The organism is Enterobacter cloacae complex sp. 418I7, assembly GCF_050030705.1.
GTDB classification, from domain to species: Bacteria; Pseudomonadota; Gammaproteobacteria; order Enterobacterales; family Enterobacteriaceae; genus Enterobacter; species Enterobacter intestinihominis.
Map to the genome: position 1 here is coordinate 2,264,991 of NZ_JBLGUU010000001.1, position 20,449 is coordinate 2,285,439.

Below are 20,449 nucleotides of genomic sequence, written 5' to 3' on the forward strand. Positions count from 1 at the left end.
ATAAAATCCCGCCGCTACTGAGGAAGCCTGAGAAACAGTGTCCGTTCCTGAGTCTGCGATGCTTTAAAACCATGGTGGATATAAAACGCTTTGGCGTCCTCAGTGAGTGCATGAACCATGATCGCCCGCACCCCAATATTCTCTGCTACCCGATAACAGCGTAAAACCGCATCCTGGAGTAAATCGGCTCCCAACCCATTTCCGCGTATTGAGGCATCGACAGCCAGACGGGCAAGAATAATCACGGGAATGGGATCCGGCATGTTACGCCGCAAATTACCTGTCGCTTCCGTATGGTTAACGCTGCCGGTAGCCAGAGAGTAAAATCCCGCGACCTGCTTTGTGCCCGTTTTACAAACGACAAACGTTCGGGCTGCGCCAAGCGCCTGGTTTTTCAGACCTCTTTGTTTTAACCATTCGTCAAGCACGGCCTCTCCACTGACGAACTCCGCCAGTTGATGGACGCTGGATAAGGGCTCTGGGGCGGTTACACGTCCCACTGAGGTTTCCTTGCCAGCAGTTTTTCTATGGCAGGATCGTCGGCGACCGGGGCATCAAGCATATCAATGAACTCTGCATACTGTTCATCGTTAAAATTGAATACACGCCGATCGAGGATCACATTTTCGGCTGCCTGACAGGCCATCTCCAGAATGAAGTCAGTACGTGATTTATGTAGGATCTCTGCGGCGGCATCGATAAGCGCCCGCTGGGATTCTTTGGCTCTAAGATTGAGTTGAACATCTGATTTCATGGGTATACCTCTTGTATAGCAATTGCTTTACAAGCATAGCATAAGCGGCGCGTATAGCAATCGCTATACAGGTCCCTTAATCATGTCTGACCTCTTCACTCTGCATATCGCAAGAATTTGCTCTCTCAGCCAGCGGTGCGCGGGATCGCGTTCCATTCTTGGGTGCCACATCTGTGATACCGTAATTAGACGGCTTTGGAACGGCAACGCGAAAACGTGTACCTGGTCCGTTACCTGCTGATTGAGTAAATAGAGAGCGGGTATCATGGCGATAAGATCCGATGCCACCGCCACGGACAGCGCCGTCGGAAATCCCGGTACGACGCTCGCGATTTTACGTTTTGTTCCGAGTTCTGCCAGCGCATCGTCAACGGATCCGTGCAGTGCACCCTCGGGTGACGCTACCACATGGCCCCAGGCGACATAATCCTTCACCCCTATTTCTGCCTGCTTAGCCAGCGGATGCCCCTTACGCACGACGCCCACAAACCGATCCTCAAACAGTCGTTGCAGCCGTATTTCAGGCCCCATATTACTCTGGACGCCAATCTCCAGATCAACCAGCCCTTCCCGAAGATAGCGCGATGTTTTTTCCGGCTTAGGCGCAAAGCGTATACAGACGTCCGGCGCGGTGTCGGCCACAGCCGCTATAAGCGCAGGCCCAAAAGCCACCACAAAACCATCGTTTGCCCTGATGGTAAAAAGTCGCGCCAGACTTCGCGCGCTGAACGTATCAGTTGAGGGCTGTAATACCGCCCTGGCCTCGTGCACTGCACGCCTGGCACGGTCCCGGGTCGCTTCGGCCCACGGGGTCAGTACCATGTTACGTCCGGCGCGCACCAGAATCGGATCGCCAGTGACGTCGCGTAACCTGCTTAATGTCCGGCTCATTGCCGAGGTGCTGAGGTTCAGACGACGTGCCGCGCCTGCCACGCTCGCTTCGCTCAGCAATATGTCGAGTGCTATCAGCAAATTAAAATCGGGTTCGGACATCTCCTTCCTCCCTGTAGATTCAGATAAGGCGTTTCATGCAACGATAAAGTGCAAATGGTGCGCCTTCCGCCCTGCAAAAGCCATCTTTATAGTTTTGTCATCCACACACTCTTCTCTAAGGACAACAAGATGATGCTTTTTTCCAGCCAACCCGGGGACGATGGACTGCCTGGCCCGACGCGCGCACGGGTGATGGCCGCGATAATGACCACCACGTTAATGGGCGTGTTTGATGGCACCATGATCAATATTGCCCTGCCCTCCATGGCTCAGGGGATGCAGGTGCCAGCCAGTTATGCCGTCTGGTTCGCCAACGGGTATCTGCTGGCGGCTGCAATGACGCTGGCGATATTCGCGGCGCTTGCGGCCCGCCTGGGTTATCGCCCCGTATTTCTGGCAGGCCTGACGACCTTTACCCTGACATCGCTGGGTTGCGCGCTGGCGAAAACGCCCGAAGTGCTTATCGGTATGCGCGTGCTGCAGGGGATCGGCGGCGCAGCGACGCTGAGTATTGCTCCCGCGATACTGCGGTCCGTATTTCCCGGACGATTACTTGGCCGCATTCTGGGTTTGCACGCCCTGCTCATCGCCTCCAGCTCCGCTATCGGCCCGGTATTGGGCGGTACGATCCTTCACACCCTGAGCTGGCAATGGCTTTTTGCGATAAACGTTCTTCCCGGCACCCTCGCCTTGCTGCTGGCGGTCAAAACGCTGCCGCGGGATGCGGTTCGAAAGCAAGCGCCCTTTGACACCCTGGGCGCCATATTGTCGGCGCTGCTGTTGGGTTCGACGATCGTGGCGGCGAACAGCCTCCATGATGCTACTTATCACACAGGTAGTCTTTGCTGGACGGTTCTCGCTGCGCTGAGCAGCATGGCTTTTATCTGGCAGATCCGCCGCACGGATAACCCCTTACTGCCGCCAGCCATATTCAAAAATGAACGTTTTACCCTCGCGGCCTTAACGTCGATGATTGCTTTTGTCAGCCAGGGTATCACCTTTATTGCGCTACCCTTCCTGTTTCAGAGCGAATACGGCTACAGTCCGGTGATTTCTGCCCTGCTATTTACGCCGTGGCCGCTCGGGATCGTGCTGATTGCGCCGCATGCAGGCCGGTGGGCGGACACGATTTCAGCCCCGGTGATTTCAACCCTGGGGCTGATGATTTTTGTCGTCGGTTTGATTCTGCTGGCAACGTTACCCGCCAGCCCTTCGATGTGGGATATCTGCCTGCGAAACCTGGTTTGCGGGATGGGATTTGGCTGCTTTCAGAGTCCCAATAACCGGGAAATGCTCTCAAACGTTAGTCGTGACTATGCGAGCTATGCATCCGGTGTGTTATCCATTATGCGCACGTTCGGGCAGTGTCTGGGGGCCGCCGCTGTGGGCGTACTGCTGGCGACAAATGAGAGAGCAATTCATGCTGCACTGTGGATCGCTGCGGCGGCTTCTGCGATAGCGGTCATCGTCAGCGCGAGCCGACTGCGTAAAATCACTCATCCTGCGGAAACAGGTTGAGCGAGCAAAAGCTCCCGGGTCGCATCTTCAAAATTAGGGCGCGGCCCGTAAACCACTTTTACATGCTGTAATTCAATAATGATTTCATTACTGATGTCGTGACCATAATCCACTGTAGAGGCGCTATCTTTATTGAAAACGACCGAATAGTGATGATCTATTCTGTATTTTTCAACGGTATCAGATATGACTCGCTGGCTTATATGCCGCAGGCGACCCTGCTCTGCCCGCAGTTGCGTGTTTTTACTCATATCATCGATCGCTTTCATTTCACGGCGCAAGGGTTCTGGCAGAGCGTAATATTTTTTCTCAACTTCAAGCGCGGATTTTTTAGCTAATGCGAGAAGTATTTCGTTCTGCTTTTTTTCCTGTGCCAGTAACGGTGATTCACGCAGGATCCGCTTGTAAGAAATACATGCAACCCCTTTTTGTCCGGCGTGAGGCTTAAGGTGACCGTTAAAAGAATATAATCCTACAAGACACACAAAAATTAACAGAATGAATGAAAAGCGTGGCTCAGACCGTTTAGTAATCATTGTCAGTTCCACCGAATAAATAGGGTCGCAGAGGAAATGTACACGACAGAAACACATAACGGTAGCGCAGAGGTGTACAAAAATAAACCGCAGCGCTACCCCCTGTCATGATCAAAGGTATCAATTATATTTAAGGGTGATTGTCCCGGTGGCATTTGCTTGCCCTGGCGTGACAACGTCACTGGTTTTGTAATACCACGCTTTAAAACGTAAGGTTTCAGACTCTCCGGCCCCGCCTGTATTTGCCGGATCGCTATAGGTGGTTGCGGAGCCGATATCAGCAAGCGCGGTACCATCGGCAGCCAGCCCACTGCCTTGTGATGCGGCTTTTACACGACTGGAATTAAAAGCTTGTACCTCCTGACCAATGGCCCAGTAGGTAAAACTGCGTAGCGCCGGTTGATAGGCTGATATCACGACCCCCACACCGGTCGCCGTCGTACCCGATTCAGACTGGTCTAAAGCAATCACTGAACCATCATCGTTGTCGCCCTCGGCAAGCGGCCCGTTGATGGTCAAGGTCACGTTGGTGCCTGGCTGACAGCTCAGACCAACATCCTGTTCGGGTCCTTCCACCATCTTAAGATTATCAAACGCAGAGGTATCCACATCGCCCATATTAAACAGCAGGGAAGAAACAGATGCTGAGCATCCCATCGCATAGACTTCTATCTGTGTATTTGACAAATAGACTTCTGACGCATTATCACCGTTATCCGAACTGCTTTGCCCTTCACGAAATTCCACCGTCGCCAGTTTGCCGCTCTCAAGGGCCAGATTACCGCCCGGGATTGTCCCCCCCGTCGCAATCAACTGCACACGATAGGCCGAGCCCGCCAGCGTATGGCTGCTCTCGCCATCGCCGGACTGCCATGAGTTATCAACCGCACGTTCATAATCATACGGACCGGCCTGGTTAAGCGTGTAGGTCTTAATGCCGATACCCGGTATCGTGGTCGGGTAGATATTATCTCCCACCGGCGACGCCGATGCTAAATGAGTCGGGTTATAATGAAATCCTACGTAATAATCCCTGCTACAGTTTTTAATCGTGACATCCCCATCCGTCCCGCTGATATATCCAGAATCGTATAACACTTCGCCAAAGGTATAATTTTTCGCACTGACCAACAGTTTCGAGGGTAATGGGATCGTCGTAACGGTAACATCATCGCCGTTATCCCGGTTACAGGCTGCATGACTTAATAGTGGGACTGTCCCCAGCAATAACACCAGATAATATAAATATTTTGACATGAAATTAGTCTGCTCACTTAAGCTCAGTTATAAACAACATTCAATGTAATCGCACTGCTGAATGCACCCGGTGTTGGGGTCCCATGTGGGGTATACATTCGGGCAGTAAAAGTCATCGCGCCGGTTTGGTTTTCGAGCGCAACCGGGTAGCTCACGCCGTTGGCCAGCGCGACACCGCTGATGGGATGTTCGTGGTCACGGATAAACAACTGAAGGCCGACATCGGTCGCGCCGCCTGCATCTGCCGCCACCTGATTGGCGTAAATGACAGAAGCATAAGCCGGATCTTCAGCGTAAGGTGCGCCTGTAAAGGTAACCGTTGCCTGGCTTAACCCTGCGGTGCAGCTGTCAAACGCGATGGTCACTGGCACATTTCCTGTGTTCCCCCCCGCTACGGCAAAGTCTTTCCAGTAATATTTCCCGAGGTCGACTGCCTCCGGTTTGGTGACGTTACATGAGCCATCAATAATGTTTCCGGTGACATGGAACTCAATATCATTGCGATCGGTGTACGCCATTGCCGGCGACACGCTCAGCATGAATACCATTCCCGGGCCGATGAGCGATTTAAGGCCGGAACGGAGAATAATGAAGCGTGACATTAATTTGCTCCCGATACGGGATGGCAAACCCCGTTGATGAATAAAATATCGGCCTCTGTTTTAGCGCCGGCAAGTGTGTAATTAACGGCGCACTGCTTGTTCGCCGTCTCCCCCCACTTAACAATTAACCGCCCTTTCCCGGCGAGCCCGACGAGATACACTTCCCCGCCGTCGCCAACAATACTGCTGCGCGTGTCATCCGACTCGCCGCTGGTTTGTGTTACTACTGCGCCAAACGGCACCGGTTTACCGTTGTAGGTCAGCGTCATCATCGCCTTTTGTCCAATCCAGGTGTTGTACTTCACGCGTACTACCGCCCCTTTGGTCGGCACCACGGTTTTGGCGATGTTATCAATGGCCGCAGAAGTATCGCTGGCATCCACTGTGTTGAGTGAGATCGAATTGCTGTGATACGGACGAACGTACGGCACAATGGCGTTACCGAAATAATCGGTATGAACGTTCGTCTGCCCGTTGATCGGCATACCGGAAACACCCGGTGTTTCAACCAGCGCTACGCTATCGTTGAGCTGACGCGCCAAGGTGATACCGTCGCGATGCAGCACCATGCCCCCGCGCAGGCTGTAATTCACTCGTCGGCTGTAATCGTCGTAGCTATAGCCTGCGGACATATCGGCATAAGTACTTTGATAACCCACAGTGACATTGCCGTTAGTAGCTTCAGAATCGGCGTTATAGCCTTCTGAAACCTGCCAGTTCAGCTGGTTTTCCTGCATCGCGGTACCGGAAATTCCGATGTTGTGCGTGGTATCGCCGTTTTTACTACTGTTCATCGAATAGTTAGCCGAAACAGACCGGGCCGCTTCACTGTGGCTGAAGGCGCTGAACGGTACGCTCAGGTTAAGCGAGAAGACGTTATCGTCGTCGTAGTTATCGGAATCGTTATTGTGACCGCCATTGACGTTTTTAGAGTGGGCATAGTTCAGCGAGTACGACACCGGTCCAAGCGTGCTGCTGAAGCCCAGGTTCATGGAGTCCGCATGTTCACTGTTCCAGTAAGAGGCGTCGTACATGCTCAGTGACAGGGTGCCGAAAGGCAACGTCTGTGAGATTGTCACATCAAAACGGTTTCGCTCCCGGCCATTATCAATAGTGCTATTGCCCGGATCCCAGTCATTGAGGAAGTCCTGAAACGAAAGATAACCCCGGGTTGAAAATTTATAACCGGCGACGGCAATATCGGTGTTGGTTTGCTGAAGCGTCTTACTGTAGCGCACGCGATACGACTGGCCGCTATGGTGTTCCTGTTGTCGCATGTTGTCCGGCTGCGGGATATCCGCCCACGACTGGGAAATATCAAATGAGAGCGCTCCGGCGCTGCCCATATTAAAACCGGTTCCGGCAATCAGGTTGGAATAATTGTCCTCCGCCTGAATATAGCCGCCGTAAAGCGTGATCCCTTTTCCGACGTCCCAGGCCGCTGATCCCTGAATAAAGTTAAAATCCTCTGCACGTGAACCCGACCCGTCTTGACGGGTTTTGCCCGCCACCAGGCCATACTGCACCTGACCTTCACGTTGCAATACCGGCAGCGTGGCGTAAGGCACAATAAAGCTACTTTGCGTACCGTCGGACTCTTTGATCACCACCTGTAGATCGCCGGAGCTGCCGGTCGGATACATATCGCTGAATTCAAACGGCCCCGGCGGCACGGTAGCCTTATAAATGCTGTGACCGTTCTGGTATACCGTCACTTCGGCATTGCTGCGGGCTATACCGCGTATTACAGGGGCGAAGCCTTGCATGCTGTCCGGCTTCATATCGTTATCCGAGTACATTTGTACACCGGTAAAACCAACGCTATCAAAAATGCCGCCGCGCGTGGTTCCTTGTCCCAGCACCAGCTGGCTTTTGAGAGATTTAATATCCCGTGAGGCGTAGGTATACACGGAATCCCAGTCATTTTCGGATTCGGAATGGGTATAGGTGGAATAGTTGCGAAAGCGCCAGGCGCCTACGTTCAGCCCCGGTTGCAGGCTAAGAAACTGATTACTGCTGTCGGTGCCGTTGCGCTGATGCAGATCCTGTTGACCCGAGACGCTGTAATTAAGTAAACCCGCCGTGATCCCTTCATCCCAGCGCTCCGGTGAAACATAACCCCTTGCGGTGTTAAATAAAGCAACCTGCGGCAGGATCAGGTCGAAACGCTGCTGCGCCAGATCGATTTTTTCGTCCGCGCCGGGGATGGCATACAGATCCACACATTCGCTGGCTTTTTCCTGTTCGCCAAAATAGTTATCGACACGAACGTTCCAGGCTTTCAGCTGAGTGACGTTTAAGCATGCCCCTGTGCGGTCTGACGTAGGGGCACTTTTCAACCGTCGAAAAGAGAGGGTTTTACTGTCTACCAGATTGCCGTTGATAAAAATGTCGACGTTATAGTCCCCGGGCGGCACCTCATCTTTGGCAAACAGACTGAGATCCATTGCTGGCACTTCTGCGCTGTCTGTTTCCAAAAGATGAGGGTTGAAATGTTCCTGCGCACGTGCGCTGAAAGAACTAAAGACAACACTGAGCCCGAGCCCTAAAGAAAGGACGTAGGTTTGTTTCACTTTTTCCATTGTAACCCTGTATCCGTGCGGGAGACTTACGGTGTCGATTAATATGAGGTGACTTTGTCCGGGCCTTTCACGCCATAATCATTAATAAGCGACCAGGTTACTTTGCCGTGAGGTGACATAACACCTTCAGAAATACTCAACGTGGAGAATGGCGCGACAAAATACTGTCCGCTTAACGCCTGGTGATTAATTTCAATTCGTGAGAAGTTCATATAAAAAGGTGTCGGGTTATTGACCTGTAAACCCTTCGCGGTCAGGTTCCACTTAAGCTTTTCCGCACTGGATTCTGGCGTCTGCCCCTTTAATGCTGCCGGACGGTAGATCAGCTTAATCTTTGAGTTGATGGCAATTTGCATCGTATTTTTACCTTCACTACCGTCGGTAGCGGGGATCCCTTTCACGTTCAGCCATAACAGCGATTCACGATCTTCCGGAACAGGTAAACCTGAACGCACAATACGAATTGACGCTTTTTTCCCGGCTTCCAGACGGAATAGCGGTGGCGTAATAATCATATTTTCTTTTTTTAACGGGCTGCCTTTAGCCGGGCTAATCCACGACTGTACCAGGTTAGTAACCTTGTCAGAGTTTTCAACGGACAAAGAGGCGGCCTGGCGGGAGCCGTCAAAAATAACCCGCGTACTCCCGGTAACAATACTGGCGGACGCGTTCAGGCTGGTGGCGCTGGCCACGCAAAAAATAACAGCGGCGATGGGTTTCATAATGCACTCACAAACTAAAAAGGAGGGTTTCCCCTCCTGCGGAATCAGTTATAACGGACGTTATAGGTAATAACAGCGTTAACATCGCCGGCAACGGCCTGCCCGGTGGCAATCATCTGCGCGGTATAGGTTTGACTCGCTGTGCCATCGGTGAAAGTAATAGGATCGTTATCTGCATTATTTTTGACGATGGTACCATTTGAGCCGCCCTGCTTGAGCTGAACGGCCACGTTGGTTGCCGCACCCAGCGTAGCAGTGTTTGCAAAATAGGATGGATCGGCTGCAACAGCATCAACAGGGCCTGAGAAGACAATATTTGCAGTCGTGCTGGTTGGGCAGTTATTCAGGTCGAACACAAACTGTTTTGGCGCGCCAAGGTCGCCTTTTGTAGCGAGGTCGGTTGCCGCCGTTGAGCCCAGATCAACGGTCGCATTTGCCGTGCCGCCATCAACGGCAATATCACAACCCTGATCGAGCACCGTTCCATTAAATGTGATAGTGTTAGAAGCCGTCGCCGCGCTCGCGCCACAGAAAGTCAGAATAAGCGTCGCACCAATTTTAGTCAGTTTCATTCGTTGATATCCCAATAGAAATAATAAATATCTTCATTTTTATTCCTGCCAGGACGAGACAATAACAAAGTAGCTCCACTGAGCTCACAATGAATAATGCACCGTTTGTGACAAGGCAAATATAAACCCTCAGGCAGGAATTAGATTCGCAACATCAATAAACGACATCAGCAAACCCGAAGTAAGGTTACAAGAAAGTTACGGAGTTTCGTAAAATAAAGTAATTTAATTTTAGACAACCTTTTGTTATGGCCTGGATTGGCATTTTGTTAGCATTCGCGCTGTTTTTTCTGAGCAATAACGCCACCGGCAGTGTTGCTAGCAGCATATCCAGACTGACATATTTGAGCGAATGAGAACAATAGGCATGATCAACAAAAAAAACATGATCGCATTAACCCTTTGTGGCCTGATGATGGCAAGTGGCAGTGCGCTGGCGGGCCTTCCTTCTGGTGACAGCGACAATAATATTAATACCAACCCAGAGAACGATGCGGGGACTCAGGGCACGGGCGGCGTAGTCCATTTTACCGGTAAGATTACCGATGCATCCTGTAATATCACCACCGACTCAGCAGGGCAAACCGTTGAATTAGGCACCTGGGCTGCAAGCTACTTTGCCACCCAAAAAGAGACCACGCGCACGCCTTTCCAGATCTCAGTTGAAGGTTGCCCGGATTCCGTTAAAACCGTTGCCGTGTTGTTTGATGGTAACAAAGATGCGAATGATAATACCCTGCTGGGTTTAAATTCTTCCGTGGACAGCGATGGCAATACGGCGACTGGCGTTGCCGTTAAACTCTATGAAAGCGACCGTAACACGCAGATTAAAATTGGTGATATTTCTCAGAGTATCGACCTTGCCGAAGGGGAAGATTCAAAAACACTCAATTTCTACGCCAATTATAATGCCACCACCGATGTCGTCAGCACCGGAGAAGCCGACGCAGATGCCAATTTCCTGATGGTTTATAACTGATCGACTGATGATAAGCAGAGCTTTCTCTGCTTATCTTTTTCCTCTACGGGGATCTGAAAATGAAGAAACTCACCGCGGCCCTGTTCTTTTATTCGCTCGGCATGAGTCTGTCAGCACACGCGGGGGTTGTGATGGGCGGTACGCGTGTTGTTTACCTTGAGGGGCAAAGAGAAGTGGCATTTTCCATTACCAATATGGAAAAAGAAACCCCTTATCTTATTCAGTCGTGGATTGAAAATATTGACAGTAAGAATAAAACCGCTCCGCCCCTTATCGTGACGCCTACGTTATTTCGTTTAGATGCGGAACAGAAAAACTCGCTGCGCATCAATTATCTTGGAACGCCATTACCCACTGACCGGGAATCTGTTTTTTGGCTTAACATCAAAAATATTGCCCCGAGCAAAAAAGCAAACAGCAACAAATTGCAGATTAACGTGAAGTCAAAATTCAAGTTATTTTTCCGTCCCGCAGGGTTGAAAGGCAATGCCGAACTTGCCTACAAAAAATTAAAATTTACCTGTCGTAATAATACGCTTAGCGCACACAACCCCTCGCCCTGGTTTGTATCGTTTTACAAGGTCAGCGTTGGGAACACCGACGTTGAAATGCCGGGAATGATTGACCCCTTCTCCGATCGTCAATGGCACATTCCCTGCTCGGGGACCATTCGCTGGCAGGCGATCAACGATTACGGCGGGCTGACGAGAGTCGCCACGCAATCCTGACGCTGTGACAACACGCCTTTGGCGAATGTAGCCAACGACCGCACATGCATTCTCTCGGCCCACGCAATTTACCCCGCATTTATACGCTCGCGATGCTTGCGGGTGCGGTCACGTCTGGCATTCATGTGCGCCGGGCACAGGCCGATGAGTACTTCGATCCTCAGGCGCTGGAGATCACCGCAGATCAGCAGCAGGCTAGCGACTTAAGCTATTTTTCCCGACAAGGCGGTCAGCAGCCGGGACGTTATCGTGTCGCGGTTGTTGTTAACCAGACGCAGCGGGATGAGCGCGAAATTGCATTCGTTGATACCGGGGGAACGCTCTCACCAGTCCTCAACCTGGCGTACCTCAAGAGACTTGGGGTAAACATCGCGGCCTTCTCTTCGTTCGATGCGCTGCATGACGAGGAGACATTTACGGACATCGGCAAATATATTCCCGATGCGTCGACGCATTTTGACTTCACCCATCATCAACTGGTTTTAAGCATTCCGCAGGCAGCCATGTTGCAAAAAAGTGCCGATTATATTCCTCCCGAACAGTGGGACGACGGCATCCCCGCTGCTTTTGTCGATTACAATCTTACGGGCTCGACAACCAACATCGACAATATTCATGACAACAGCAGCTATCTGAGCCTGCGATCCGGTATCAACCTGGGTGCGTGGCGTTTACGCAATTACGCCACGTTTGAATATGGTAATACCCATCACTGGCAGTCTCAGGGAACATCCCTCCAGCGGGCCATTACGCCGCTGAAGAGCGCGTTAACAATAGGGAATGCCTACACGTCTGGCGAGGTTTTTGACAGTTTTCAGTTTACGGGGCTTCAGCTTGCCTCGGATGAGAATATGCTGCCGGACAGCCAGCGCGGTTTCGCGCCCACGATCCGCGGGGTCGCTCACAGCAATGCCCGCGTCAGCGTTCGCCAGCACGGTTACACCATCTATGAAACCTATGTTGCGCCTGGCGCATTTGTCATTAGCGATCTCTTCCCCACTTCGCAAAGCGGCGATCTTGAGATCACGGTCCATGAAAGTGATGGCAGCGAACGCACGTTCACCCAACCCTACTCCTCGGTGGCCTTCATGCTACGGGAGAAACGACTGAAATTCAGCGCCAGCGCCGGACGGTATAACAGCCCTGACGCCGAGGGCGACACCCCGCCGTTTGTTCAGGCCTCCGCCTTTTACGGATTGTCTTCAAGCCTGACGCTGTACGGCGGAGCGGAGCTTTCCGGCCACTATCAGGCTCTCGCGCTGGGATTAGGTAAAGATTTTGGCCGGTTTGGGGCACTGGGTGTGGACACCGTTGCGGCGAAAGCACACCTCAGTGATGACAGGCTTGCCCTCGGGCAGCAAATACGCGCTCAGTACCAAAAAAATCTCGCTGAGACGAACACGTCGCTCACCCTTTCGACCAGCCATTATACGACGCATGACTTTTACAGTTTCAGTGAAGCAAATGATGACAGCGATCCAGACCAGCACGTGCATAACCGGCGTAACCGCACACAGTTCAGTTTGACGCAGGATCTCGGTGCGCTGGGCAATATCAGCGCATCCTTTTACCGTCAGGATTACTGGAACGCCTCGGCGGTCGATCAAACCGTCCATCTTGGCTATTACGCTAACTACAAAGGGGTGTCGTTGAGTGTTGGGTATTATCTCACCCGCTCAAGCGCTGATGATAGCGACAACGAACGGGCGATAAACCTTAGCATCAGCGTCCCACTCAGCCGCTGGTTACCCGGCGCAACAACCAGCTACAGCCTCAACAATAACCTTGATGGCCATACTACCCGGCAGGTTTCGCTGTATGGTACGGCGCTGGCCCACGATCGCCTGAACTATAACCTCCAGCAGGGCTTCGACAACCAGGCCAATACCGCGAACAGCAACCTTGCGCTGGCTTATCACGGCGGTTATGGCAGCGCCAGTCTCGGGTACAGCCACGATCGCTATAGCAACCGCGTGAACTACGGCGCGGCAGGCGGCATTGTGGCAACACAGTATGGGGTGACGTTGAGCCAAAGCCTTGGGGATACCCTGGCGCTGATCCGCGCTGACGAGGCGTCGGACGTTCAGGTTGAAGGGGCGACCAATGTTCACACCGACTCCCGAGGTTATGCCGTGATGCCAACCTTATCGGCGTATCACAAAAACACCATTTCGCTGGATACCGAAACGCTGGCAGAAAATGTCGATCTGGACCAGAACAGCAGAACGATTGTGCCGACCAGCGGCGCGGTCGTCCTGGCGAATTACCATACCCACGTGGGCATCAGAACGCTCATCACCCTTACGGCACACGGGCGCCCGCTTCCATTCGGCGCCAGCGCGTATGTCTCGAACGGGACGTCTGCGAAATCAAGCGTCGGCATCGTTGGCGAAGCAGGACAGGTCTATCTCAGCGGCGTGCCGCTACGCGGGACCTTGCATGCCAGCTGGCGGCAGAAAGGCCAGGATATGCGCTGTAGCGCCCCATTACGCCTTCCGGATACCGCTGGCCGCACTCCGGTCACGCTTCTGAAGCTTCAGTGCCAATAACTTACTGAGATATCTGTGAACAATATCAACCGTTTAATCAATCTCCTGATGCTCGCTTTTTTGCTGATTCACGCTACGGCAAGGGCGTCTCAGACCTGCCCGCCGACCATGGGCGATGCGGTCATTAACTTTCAAAACTACTCGATCACTGATAACCCCTCGATCCCTCCGGGGTCGATGCTTTCAGGCGCTATCCTGGGCCAGGAAAACCGCTCGTTTTATAACTGTCCTGAGGGAACCGGCCCGGTAACGATGCGCTTTGTGGCCAATAACGCCTTAACCGTAGCGCCCGTCAGCGGCGTGGCGCCGAACGGTACGGGCGCCCCGGCCTCCGTTTATGACGTGCCAGATATTCCCGGCGTCGGGTTTGCGGTGGGCGTTCGCGAAACCACGCACTGTGCAGCTGAACCCGTGCATTACATCGCCTCGGGGGATGACAGCGTTGCGATTTGCAGCACAAACGATCCCTCGCAAATGGCGACCCAGTTCTTCGTCGTGTTTTATAAAACCGCGCAGGAGATTGTCTATGAACAGCCGAACAGCGGGCAAATTCGCGCAGGAACGCTGATTCTGGAGGATACTAACGGCGCGGTGATATCTGAAGCTGGCGTGACGGTGGAAGTCGCTGCCGCCGACCTGAAAGTGCATAAATCGAGCTGTTATATCTCGGATAACAACATCACCGTCAATATGGGACAAAGTAGCGTAAGCGATCTCAACAAAGGAATGGATGGGGATAAACACCGCTTCATCATCCCTCTGGTCTGTGACGCATCCCAAACGGCAGCGGTGAAGATCGGGTTCTTTGGTCCGACTGAAAAAGACGCGCAGAATCACGATGTGCTGGCGCTAAGTCAACAGGAGAGCGCCGCTACCGGCGTGGGGATCCGCATTCTGTATGGCGATAACTACGGTGCCGCCAGAGGTACAACCGTTCCTCTCAACAGCACCGGTGTCGAACCTTTTGCCAACGCTGCCCGGCAGACCGCGTTTTCCCTGGATTACGACGCACAATATGTGCGCACTGAAACCCAGGCCACCGCGGGGCTGGCAGACAGCCTGGCGACATTTAGTCTGATATACAACTAAGCGCTACTCCAGTGCCAGCAGCGCAAAACTCGCCAGCCAGTGCCCGCCGCTGTAGTGACTGCCGACAACATGCTCCACGCTTGCCGAGAGATGGCGCGCAACGGCATCGCGTAATGGCTTTCGGGCGTGATGATTTTCCGGCAGGGCGCGGGCAATGTGCTTCATACACCAGGCACGGCTGAGGTTGAGACCGTCCAGATGCGCGATTTTCGGGTCGGTGCGATCGCTCACCTCAGCCGGGTTCATGAGCGCAGAAACGGCGCCAACTTCAGGCAGAAACGCATCGAACCAGGCCGGGAAATCCTCCACCACCTTACTCATCAGCAGGGCCTCGGTCAGCGCTCCGGAGATATACTCGTCGCCACCCGGCTCATAATGCGCAGGATAATGCGTGTCCGCGAGGTAAAACCGCGTTGCCGCGTCCAGGATGGCGCGCTCAAGCGTGTCATCGTTTACCGCCCGGGCATAATCCAGCCCCAGCGCGAGCGCAAACGCCGTGTTGTAGTGCGTCCCGACGCGGATCGGATAGGTAAGCTTGCTGAGGTAATCCACCAGCCGCTGGCGAATATCCCGCGTTAACGGTTGCAGCGTCTGGTACCAGCGCTCCGCCTGCGGCAGTGACGATTGTTTCAGCTCCTGCGCCAGCGCCAGCAGCCAGCCGTAGCCATAAGGCCGCTCAAACGACGCGCGGAACGGCGCGGTAAAATAGGCCAGCTCCTTCGCCACCTTCTCGTCGGTCAGGTGTTCTTCGAAGAGAATGATGATCTCTTCCCGACACGGCAGTTCGGGCCAGAGACGCAGGCAGCGCAGCAGCAGCCAGTAGCCGTGCACCGCAGAGTGCCAGTCAAAACAGCCGTAAAAGATCGGGTGCAGCTCGCGAGGCGGCAGAACGTCGCCGTCATCGTTGAGCAGATGCATAATGTGGTTCGGATATTCCTGACGTAAATAGGTCAACGGCATTCTGGCGAAGGCGTCAGCCTGATGTTGCGTTAATTCCATTGCAGCTCCTTAGCGAAACACGAGGAAATACATTAAGAACACGTTCACCACCAGCAAGGTTAACGCGGTCGGGATCTGGATCTTGATAACCTGATATTTGTCTTTTAGCTCCAGCAGCGCGGCGGGCACGATGTTGAAGTTGGCGGCCATCGGGGTCATCAGCGTGCCGCAATAGCCTGCGTACATGCCGATAGCCAGCAATGGTGCCGGGTTACCGTGATGGACGTTAATCAGGAATGGCAGAGCGATACCGGCGCTTAACACCGGGAAGGCAGCGAAGGCGTTGCCCATAATCATGGTAAACAGCGCCATCCCCACGCAATAAATGACCACCAGCATGAAGCGGCTGTCCGGGTTCACAAACAGGCTGACCACCTTTTGTACCGATTCACCGGTATTCGCCACCACAAACACCCCGCCGAGCATGGCGAGCATCTGCGGCAGGATCACCGCCCAGCCAATGGTATCGACCAGCCGACGCGACTGACGAACCGCATGCAGCGGCGTACCTTTTGTCAGCCACCAGCCGGTGAGGATAGCTGCCACACAGGCCACGCACAGCGCCGCCAGCGTAAGCTGCTTCTGGTCTAGCAGATAGACACCGCCAATCGACACGCCTTTCAGAAACAGCGTCCCGATGACCGTCACCACCGGGATCATCAGCGCGGGCAAGAATAGCCAGTTTTTCAGCCGGTGTGATGAGGCAACCCGCTCCTCCTCGGTGGACATTTTATAATGCCCCTTCCCGACCAGCCCGAAACCGGCCAGTAGCGCAATCACGATAACGGCGCCGCCAATAATGCGATACGCCAGCGACTTACCCAGCTCCTGCACCATCAGATCGCCAAACAGGAAGATCCCGCCAAACAGAAACCAGAACAGCGCGGTGGTATAGCGTTTCGGGTTAGCGCGATCGCGAAGGGTCATCACAACCAGCAGCATCACGACAAAACCGATCAGGTAGTACACGCGGTTAATGGTGATAAAGGTCATCATGGTGCGATCTCCTGCGAACCCTGCTCTGCTCTCCAGGCCATCACGTCGCGACGAATGCTGGCGTCCAGGCGCAGCAGACGCGTCATATGGATGATCAGTGCCGCAATAGCGGTCGGAATGGCCCACAGGCCGATATGCAGCGGTTCGATCCCCTCGATCCCGTTCTCTTTCAGGAACGCATCAATCAGCAGTACCGCGCCAAAGGCGATAAAGATATCTTCCCCAAAGAAAACCGCGATATTGTCACACGCGGCGGCATGGGCTTTGATTTTGTCGCGGATAGTCTGCGGCAGTTCGCCGTATTCATTCAGGGCCGCCCCTTCGGCCATCGGCGCCAGCAGAGGACGCACCGTTTGTGCGTGGCCGCCAAGCGACATCAGGCCCAGCGCAGCCGTCCCTTCGCGGGCAACAAAGTAGAGCATCAGGATACGCGCCGAGGTGGCGCTGGCGATCTTCGCGACCCAGGCCTGGGCGCGCTCTTTCAGCCCGTAATACTCCAGCAGGCCAATCACCGGCAGGATCAGTATGAAAGTGGCGAGCGATCGGCTATTCACGAACTTTTCGCCAAAGGTTTCCAGCAGCATACCGAAATCCATGCCAACCAGCAGGCCCGTTGCCAGCCCCGCCACCACGACAACCAGCAGCGGGTTGAAACGCAGTGCAAAACCAATAACCACCACCGGAATCCCGATAAGTGGCAACAGTGTAGAACTGTCCATAAACGTTACCCTATCCAAAGTGAGCGTTGCGCGCCGACGGCTATTTTTTATACTTCGCAGCAGAGCGAAGCCGGTGCATTACGGCGCGCGATGTTGTGTTTTGCGTCAGGCTCTGCAGAACCTGCACTAAAAAGCTATATCTGAACGTCAAAAACATGTAAACAATTTATCAATAAAATGTTCTTATTTTATCGACGGGTTTACATTCTGGAGAAAGGATCGGTATGACGACAAAGAAAACGAAAACAGCGTTAAACCACGACGACATTGCGGACGGGCGTATCGTCTCCTCCCGCCATCTCGTCTCAGAGCGGTGTGCCGAACTGTCGGAGCTGGAATACGCGTTGATCATGACCAGCAATGCGTTTAACAAATGGATGGTGCGCTGCATGACCGCAGCAGGTGAACCGGATATGGGCGCTTTCGACGTCTCGCTTCTGCACCACGTAAACCACCGCAACCGCAAGAAAAAGCTGGCCGACATCTGCTTTGTGCTGAACGTGGAAGATACCCACGTGGTGACGTATGCGCTGAAAAAGCTGGTAAAGGCGGGTTACGTCACCAGTGAAAAAGCGGGGAAAGAACTCTTTTTCTCGACGACGGAGGAAGGCAAAGCGCTGTGCATGAAGTACCGGGAAGTGCGGGAGGCCTGCCTGATCAACATTCATGCGGAAAGCGGCATTCCAGGCGCGTCGATTGGTGAGACCGCGCAGTTACTCCGCGCGATCTCCTCCCTGTATGATACCGCCGCACGCGCGGCGGCCTCGCTTTAAGGACGGCGGAAAAGCGTTATACTCCGCCCGGCCAGCTCGTAATCGACAGATTCAGTGATGATTTCCCCTGTGGGGGCATCATCCGCCGTCGAAAGCTCCAGCACCCAACCCCCTTCGCCAAACTGCGGGATCTGGAATGGCACCGTACCTTCAAACGGGTTAAACAGCATCAGCACGTCGTGCCAGACGCCCTCTTCCTGCTCAAGATCAGGACGGCTGATGGCAAGACCAAGGGTGGAACCCTCGTCCCACTGCTCAGACTGCTGCGGTCCGCCGCCGGCGTTAAACCAGCGGATCTCCAGCCCGTCGCGCCAGTTCTCACGTCGCAGCAGCGGCTGCGTCGCGCGCAGGGCAATCAACCGACGGGTAAAGTCGCGCAGCTTCTCGTCGTTTTCAGTGAGTCCTTCCCAGTTTACCCAGGAGATCTCGCTGTCCTGACAATAGCCGTTATTATTGCCCTTTTGCGTCCGGCCAAACTCATCGCCTGCCAGCAGCATCGGCGTGCCGTGCGAGAAGAAGAGCGTGGTGAGGAAGTTGCGCTTTTGCCGCTCGCGGGTGGCGATGATATCCGGGTTCTCCGTCGACCCTTCTACACCGTAGTTATACGACCGGTTATCGTTATGTCCGTCGTTATTATCTTCCCCGTTATCGGCGTTATGTTTCTCGTTGTACGACACCAGGTCGTTCAGCGTGAAGCCGTCATGCGCGGTAATAAAATTGACGCTGGCCCACGGACGACGCCCGCGCAGATCGTACAAATCACCGGACCCTAACAGACGGGCGGCAAAATCGTTAGAAACGTTATCTCCCTTCCAGTATTCACGTACCGTGTCGCGGTATTTGTCGTTCCACTCGCCCCAGCCTGGCGGGAAGCCCCCCACCTGATATCCCCCTGGGCCGATATCCCACGGTTCACCGATAAGCTTCAGCTTCGACAGCACCGGATCCTGGGTCACGGCATCAAAGAAGCCGCCGCGCGGGTCAAATCCCTCCGGCTCGCGTCCGAGAATGGTTCCGAGGTCAAAGCGGAAACCGTCAATCTGCATCGATTCCGCCCAGTAACGCAGGGAGTCCATGACCATCTGCAACACGCGCGGGTGCGAGGTGTTAACGGTGTTCCCGGTGCCGGTGTCGTTGATGTAATACCGGTGCTGATCCGGCATGGTGCGGTAATAGCAGAAGTTATCAATCCCCTTAAACGACAGGGTTGGTCCCAGCTCGTTGCCCTCCGCCGTGTGGTTATAGACCACGTCTAGGATCACCTCGATGCCCGCGTCATGATAAGCACGCACCATGTCGCGGAAACCCTGGATCCCCGCCGGGCCGTAATAGCGGGACGCTGGCGCAAAGAAACCGAGCGAGTTATAGCCCCAGAAGTTTTTCAGGCCGCGATCGAGCAGGTGCTGATCGTCCGGGAACCAGTGAACCGGTAGCAGTTCGACCGAGGTAATGCCGAGGCTTTTGATGTACTCCACCGAGGCTTTATGCCCCATCCCCTCAAACGTACCGCGCAGTTCAGGCGGAATAGCCGGGTTAAGCTGGGTAAAGCCTTTAACGTGGCTTTCATAGACCACGGTATGCGGCCACGGGATATCGGGCCGGCGTGAGTCCTGCCAGTCAACGGCATTGGGGTCGATGACCTTACATTTGGGCGTAAACGGCGCGCTGTCTCGCGTGTCAAAACTGAGATCCAGCTCGTCGTGTCCCAGCTCATAGCCGAAGTGGGCATCGTTCCACTCAATTTCACCTACCAGTTCACGGGCATAGGGGTCAATAAGCAGCTTATTGGGGTTGAAGCGGTGACCCTTCTCCGGATCGTAGGGGCCGTAAACGCGGTAGCCATACAGCGCCCCCGGTTTCAGGTCCGGCACATAGCCGTGCCAGACCTCATGGGTATATTCCGGCAGTTCCAGACGGGCGATTTCTGTTTTTCCCGAAGGATCAAACAGACACAGCTCCACCCGCTCCGCGTGGGCGGAAAACAGGGCGAAGTTCACCCCTTTTCCGTCATAATTTGCGCCCAACTGTTGGCCATGACCGGCCCGAATTTCAAACGTTGTATCCTTTGGCATTTTTGTTCT

19 protein-coding genes are annotated in these 20,449 nt (G+C 53.9%); 6 read left to right on the plus strand and 13 right to left on the minus strand.

Annotation, left to right across the window (positions count from 1 at the left end; all coding sequences use genetic code 11):
• Positions 1 to 14 precede the first annotated feature (14 nt).
• The 3 genes from ACQG0S_RS10940 to ACQG0S_RS10950 form a co-directional block, all read right to left on the minus strand.
• The gene (locus ACQG0S_RS10940) at positions 15 to 500 is read right to left on the minus strand and encodes a GNAT family N-acetyltransferase (protein ID WP_048966026.1); all 486 of its coding nucleotides are present in this window, start codon (positions 498 to 500) and stop codon (positions 15 to 17) included.
• Positions 488 to 754 carry a DUF1778 domain-containing protein gene (locus tag ACQG0S_RS10945; RefSeq protein WP_003857131.1) on the minus strand — a complete coding sequence of 89 codons (267 nt, stop codon included), beginning with the start codon at positions 752 to 754 and terminating at the stop codon, positions 488 to 490. The genes ACQG0S_RS10940 and ACQG0S_RS10945 overlap by 13 nt, the downstream gene beginning before the upstream one ends.
• A 63-nt stretch (positions 755 to 817) precedes the next feature.
• On the minus strand, positions 818 to 1,747 hold the full coding sequence (locus ACQG0S_RS10950) for a LysR family transcriptional regulator (RefSeq protein ID WP_048966027.1): 930 nt from the start codon (positions 1,745 to 1,747) through the stop codon (positions 818 to 820).
• A gap of 129 nt (positions 1,748 to 1,876) precedes the next feature.
• Between ACQG0S_RS10950 and ACQG0S_RS10955 the strand changes: the two genes are divergently transcribed.
• Complete coding sequence (locus ACQG0S_RS10955) at positions 1,877 to 3,265, plus strand: MFS transporter (RefSeq protein WP_048966028.1); 1,389 nt, start codon at positions 1,877 to 1,879, stop codon at positions 3,263 to 3,265.
• On the opposite strand, the gene ACQG0S_RS10960 is transcribed toward ACQG0S_RS10955, so the two are convergent.
• From ACQG0S_RS10960 to ACQG0S_RS10985, 6 genes are all read right to left on the minus strand, one after another.
• Entirely contained in the window at positions 3,244 to 3,801 is a 558-nt protein-coding gene (locus ACQG0S_RS10960) for a hypothetical protein (protein WP_426750329.1), read from the minus strand. The two genes, ACQG0S_RS10955 and ACQG0S_RS10960, sit on opposite strands and share 22 nt — an antisense overlap.
• 120 nt (positions 3,802 to 3,921) lie before the next feature.
• Positions 3,922 to 5,058: a type 1 fimbrial protein gene (locus tag ACQG0S_RS10965; RefSeq protein WP_048966029.1), complete on the minus strand. Its 1,137-nt coding sequence runs from the start codon at positions 5,056 to 5,058 to the stop codon at positions 3,922 to 3,924.
• 23 nt (positions 5,059 to 5,081) lie between these two features.
• Entirely contained in the window at positions 5,082 to 5,660 is a 579-nt protein-coding gene (locus ACQG0S_RS10970) for a fimbrial protein (protein WP_022648146.1), read from the minus strand.
• Positions 5,660 to 8,242 carry a fimbria/pilus outer membrane usher protein gene (locus tag ACQG0S_RS10975; RefSeq protein WP_426750331.1) on the minus strand — a complete coding sequence of 861 codons (2,583 nt, stop codon included), beginning with the start codon at positions 8,240 to 8,242 and terminating at the stop codon, positions 5,660 to 5,662. Before ACQG0S_RS10975 ends, ACQG0S_RS10970 begins: the two co-directional genes overlap by 1 nt.
• Before the next feature lie 38 nt (positions 8,243 to 8,280).
• Positions 8,281 to 8,964 (minus strand): fimbria/pilus periplasmic chaperone, encoded by a 684-nt coding sequence (locus tag ACQG0S_RS10980; protein WP_048966031.1) that lies wholly within the window; start codon positions 8,962 to 8,964, stop codon positions 8,281 to 8,283.
• A gap of 44 nt (positions 8,965 to 9,008) precedes the next feature.
• Positions 9,009 to 9,536 carry a fimbrial protein gene (locus tag ACQG0S_RS10985; protein WP_022648149.1) on the minus strand — a complete coding sequence of 176 codons (528 nt, stop codon included), beginning with the start codon at positions 9,534 to 9,536 and terminating at the stop codon, positions 9,009 to 9,011.
• A gap of 367 nt (positions 9,537 to 9,903) precedes the next feature.
• Between ACQG0S_RS10985 and ACQG0S_RS10990 the strand changes: the two genes are divergently transcribed.
• Genes ACQG0S_RS10990 through ACQG0S_RS11005 form a run of 4 tightly spaced genes read left to right on the plus strand, consistent with a single transcriptional unit; the run spans position 9,904 to position 14,881 of the window.
• On the plus strand, positions 9,904 to 10,515 hold the full coding sequence (locus ACQG0S_RS10990; protein WP_022648150.1) for a fimbrial protein: 612 nt from the start codon (positions 9,904 to 9,906) through the stop codon (positions 10,513 to 10,515).
• 59 nt (positions 10,516 to 10,574) lie between these two features.
• Positions 10,575 to 11,243 carry a fimbrial biogenesis chaperone gene (locus ACQG0S_RS10995; RefSeq protein WP_169441108.1) on the plus strand — a complete coding sequence of 223 codons (669 nt, stop codon included), beginning with the start codon at positions 10,575 to 10,577 and terminating at the stop codon, positions 11,241 to 11,243.
• 44 nt (positions 11,244 to 11,287) lie between these two features.
• Positions 11,288 to 13,792 carry a fimbria/pilus outer membrane usher protein gene (locus tag ACQG0S_RS11000; RefSeq protein ID WP_244644851.1) on the plus strand — a complete coding sequence of 835 codons (2,505 nt, stop codon included), beginning with the start codon at positions 11,288 to 11,290 and terminating at the stop codon, positions 13,790 to 13,792.
• 15 nt (positions 13,793 to 13,807) lie between these two features.
• Positions 13,808 to 14,881: a fimbrial protein gene (locus ACQG0S_RS11005; RefSeq protein ID WP_169441110.1), complete on the plus strand. Its 1,074-nt coding sequence runs from the start codon at positions 13,808 to 13,810 to the stop codon at positions 14,879 to 14,881.
• Positions 14,882 to 14,884: 3 nt separating this feature from the next.
• Here ACQG0S_RS11005 and ACQG0S_RS11010 read toward each other — a convergent pair whose 3' ends face one another.
• Genes ACQG0S_RS11010 through ACQG0S_RS11020 form a run of 3 tightly spaced genes read right to left on the minus strand, consistent with a single transcriptional unit; the run spans position 14,885 to position 17,595 of the window.
• Positions 14,885 to 15,880 (minus strand): DUF2891 domain-containing protein, encoded by a 996-nt coding sequence (locus ACQG0S_RS11010; protein ID WP_169441112.1) that lies wholly within the window; start codon positions 15,878 to 15,880, stop codon positions 14,885 to 14,887.
• Between the two features lie 9 nt (positions 15,881 to 15,889).
• Positions 15,890 to 16,876: a DUF979 domain-containing protein gene (locus ACQG0S_RS11015; protein WP_038416071.1), complete on the minus strand. Its 987-nt coding sequence runs from the start codon at positions 16,874 to 16,876 to the stop codon at positions 15,890 to 15,892.
• Positions 16,873 to 17,595, minus strand: a complete 723-nt coding sequence (locus ACQG0S_RS11020) for a DUF969 domain-containing protein (RefSeq protein WP_038416072.1) — start codon at positions 17,593 to 17,595, stop codon at positions 16,873 to 16,875. The genes ACQG0S_RS11015 and ACQG0S_RS11020 overlap by 4 nt, the downstream gene beginning before the upstream one ends.
• A 224-nt stretch (positions 17,596 to 17,819) precedes the next feature.
• Here ACQG0S_RS11020 and ACQG0S_RS11025 point away from each other — a divergent pair, with 224 nt between their 5' ends.
• Entirely contained in the window at positions 17,820 to 18,368 is a 549-nt protein-coding gene (locus ACQG0S_RS11025) for a winged helix DNA-binding protein (protein ID WP_022648157.1), read from the plus strand.
• Here ACQG0S_RS11025 and glgX read toward each other — a convergent pair.
• Positions 18,365 to 20,440: a glycogen debranching protein GlgX gene (glgX, locus tag ACQG0S_RS11030; RefSeq protein ID WP_048966033.1), complete on the minus strand. Its 2,076-nt coding sequence runs from the start codon at positions 20,438 to 20,440 to the stop codon at positions 18,365 to 18,367. The genes ACQG0S_RS11025 and glgX overlap by 4 nt on opposite strands.
• Between the last annotated feature and the right edge of the window lie 9 nt (positions 20,441 to 20,449).

What these genes read in the sequence shown, in the direction of transcription:
- ACQG0S_RS10945 (WP_003857131.1), bottom strand. Translation starts at nt 754, where the DNA reads ATGAAATCAGATGTTCAACTCAATCTTAGAGCCAAAGAATCCCAGCGG.
- ACQG0S_RS10950 (WP_048966027.1), bottom strand. Translation starts at nt 1,747, where the DNA reads ATGTCCGAACCCGATTTTAATTTGCTGATAGCACTCGACATATTGCTG.
- ACQG0S_RS10955 (WP_048966028.1), top strand. Translation starts at nt 1,877, where the DNA reads ATGATGCTTTTTTCCAGCCAACCCGGGGACGATGGACTGCCTGGCCCG.
- ACQG0S_RS10960 (WP_426750329.1), bottom strand. Translation starts at nt 3,801, where the DNA reads ATGATTACTAAACGGTCTGAGCCACGCTTTTCATTCATTCTGTTAATT.
- ACQG0S_RS10965 (WP_048966029.1), bottom strand. Translation starts at nt 5,058, where the DNA reads ATGTCAAAATATTTATATTATCTGGTGTTATTGCTGGGGACAGTCCCA.
- ACQG0S_RS10970 (WP_022648146.1), bottom strand. Translation starts at nt 5,660, where the DNA reads ATGTCACGCTTCATTATTCTCCGTTCCGGCCTTAAATCGCTCATCGGC.
- ACQG0S_RS10975 (WP_426750331.1), bottom strand. Translation starts at nt 8,242, where the DNA reads ATGGAAAAAGTGAAACAAACCTACGTCCTTTCTTTAGGGCTCGGGCTC.
- ACQG0S_RS10980 (WP_048966031.1), bottom strand. Translation starts at nt 8,964, where the DNA reads ATGAAACCCATCGCCGCTGTTATTTTTTGCGTGGCCAGCGCCACCAGC.
- ACQG0S_RS10985 (WP_022648149.1), bottom strand. Translation starts at nt 9,536, where the DNA reads ATGAAACTGACTAAAATTGGTGCGACGCTTATTCTGACTTTCTGTGGC.
- ACQG0S_RS10990 (WP_022648150.1), top strand. Translation starts at nt 9,904, where the DNA reads ATGATCAACAAAAAAAACATGATCGCATTAACCCTTTGTGGCCTGATG.
- ACQG0S_RS10995 (WP_169441108.1), top strand. Translation starts at nt 10,575, where the DNA reads ATGAAGAAACTCACCGCGGCCCTGTTCTTTTATTCGCTCGGCATGAGT.
- ACQG0S_RS11000 (WP_244644851.1), top strand. Translation starts at nt 11,288, where the DNA reads ATGCATTCTCTCGGCCCACGCAATTTACCCCGCATTTATACGCTCGCG.
- ACQG0S_RS11010 (WP_169441112.1), bottom strand. Translation starts at nt 15,880, where the DNA reads ATGGAATTAACGCAACATCAGGCTGACGCCTTCGCCAGAATGCCGTTG.
- ACQG0S_RS11015 (WP_038416071.1), bottom strand. Translation starts at nt 16,876, where the DNA reads ATGATGACCTTTATCACCATTAACCGCGTGTACTACCTGATCGGTTTT.
- ACQG0S_RS11020 (WP_038416072.1), bottom strand. Translation starts at nt 17,595, where the DNA reads ATGGACAGTTCTACACTGTTGCCACTTATCGGGATTCCGGTGGTGGTT.
- ACQG0S_RS11025 (WP_022648157.1), top strand. Translation starts at nt 17,820, where the DNA reads ATGACGACAAAGAAAACGAAAACAGCGTTAAACCACGACGACATTGCG.
- glgX (WP_048966033.1), bottom strand. Translation starts at nt 20,440, where the DNA reads ATGCCAAAGGATACAACGTTTGAAATTCGGGCCGGTCATGGCCAACAG.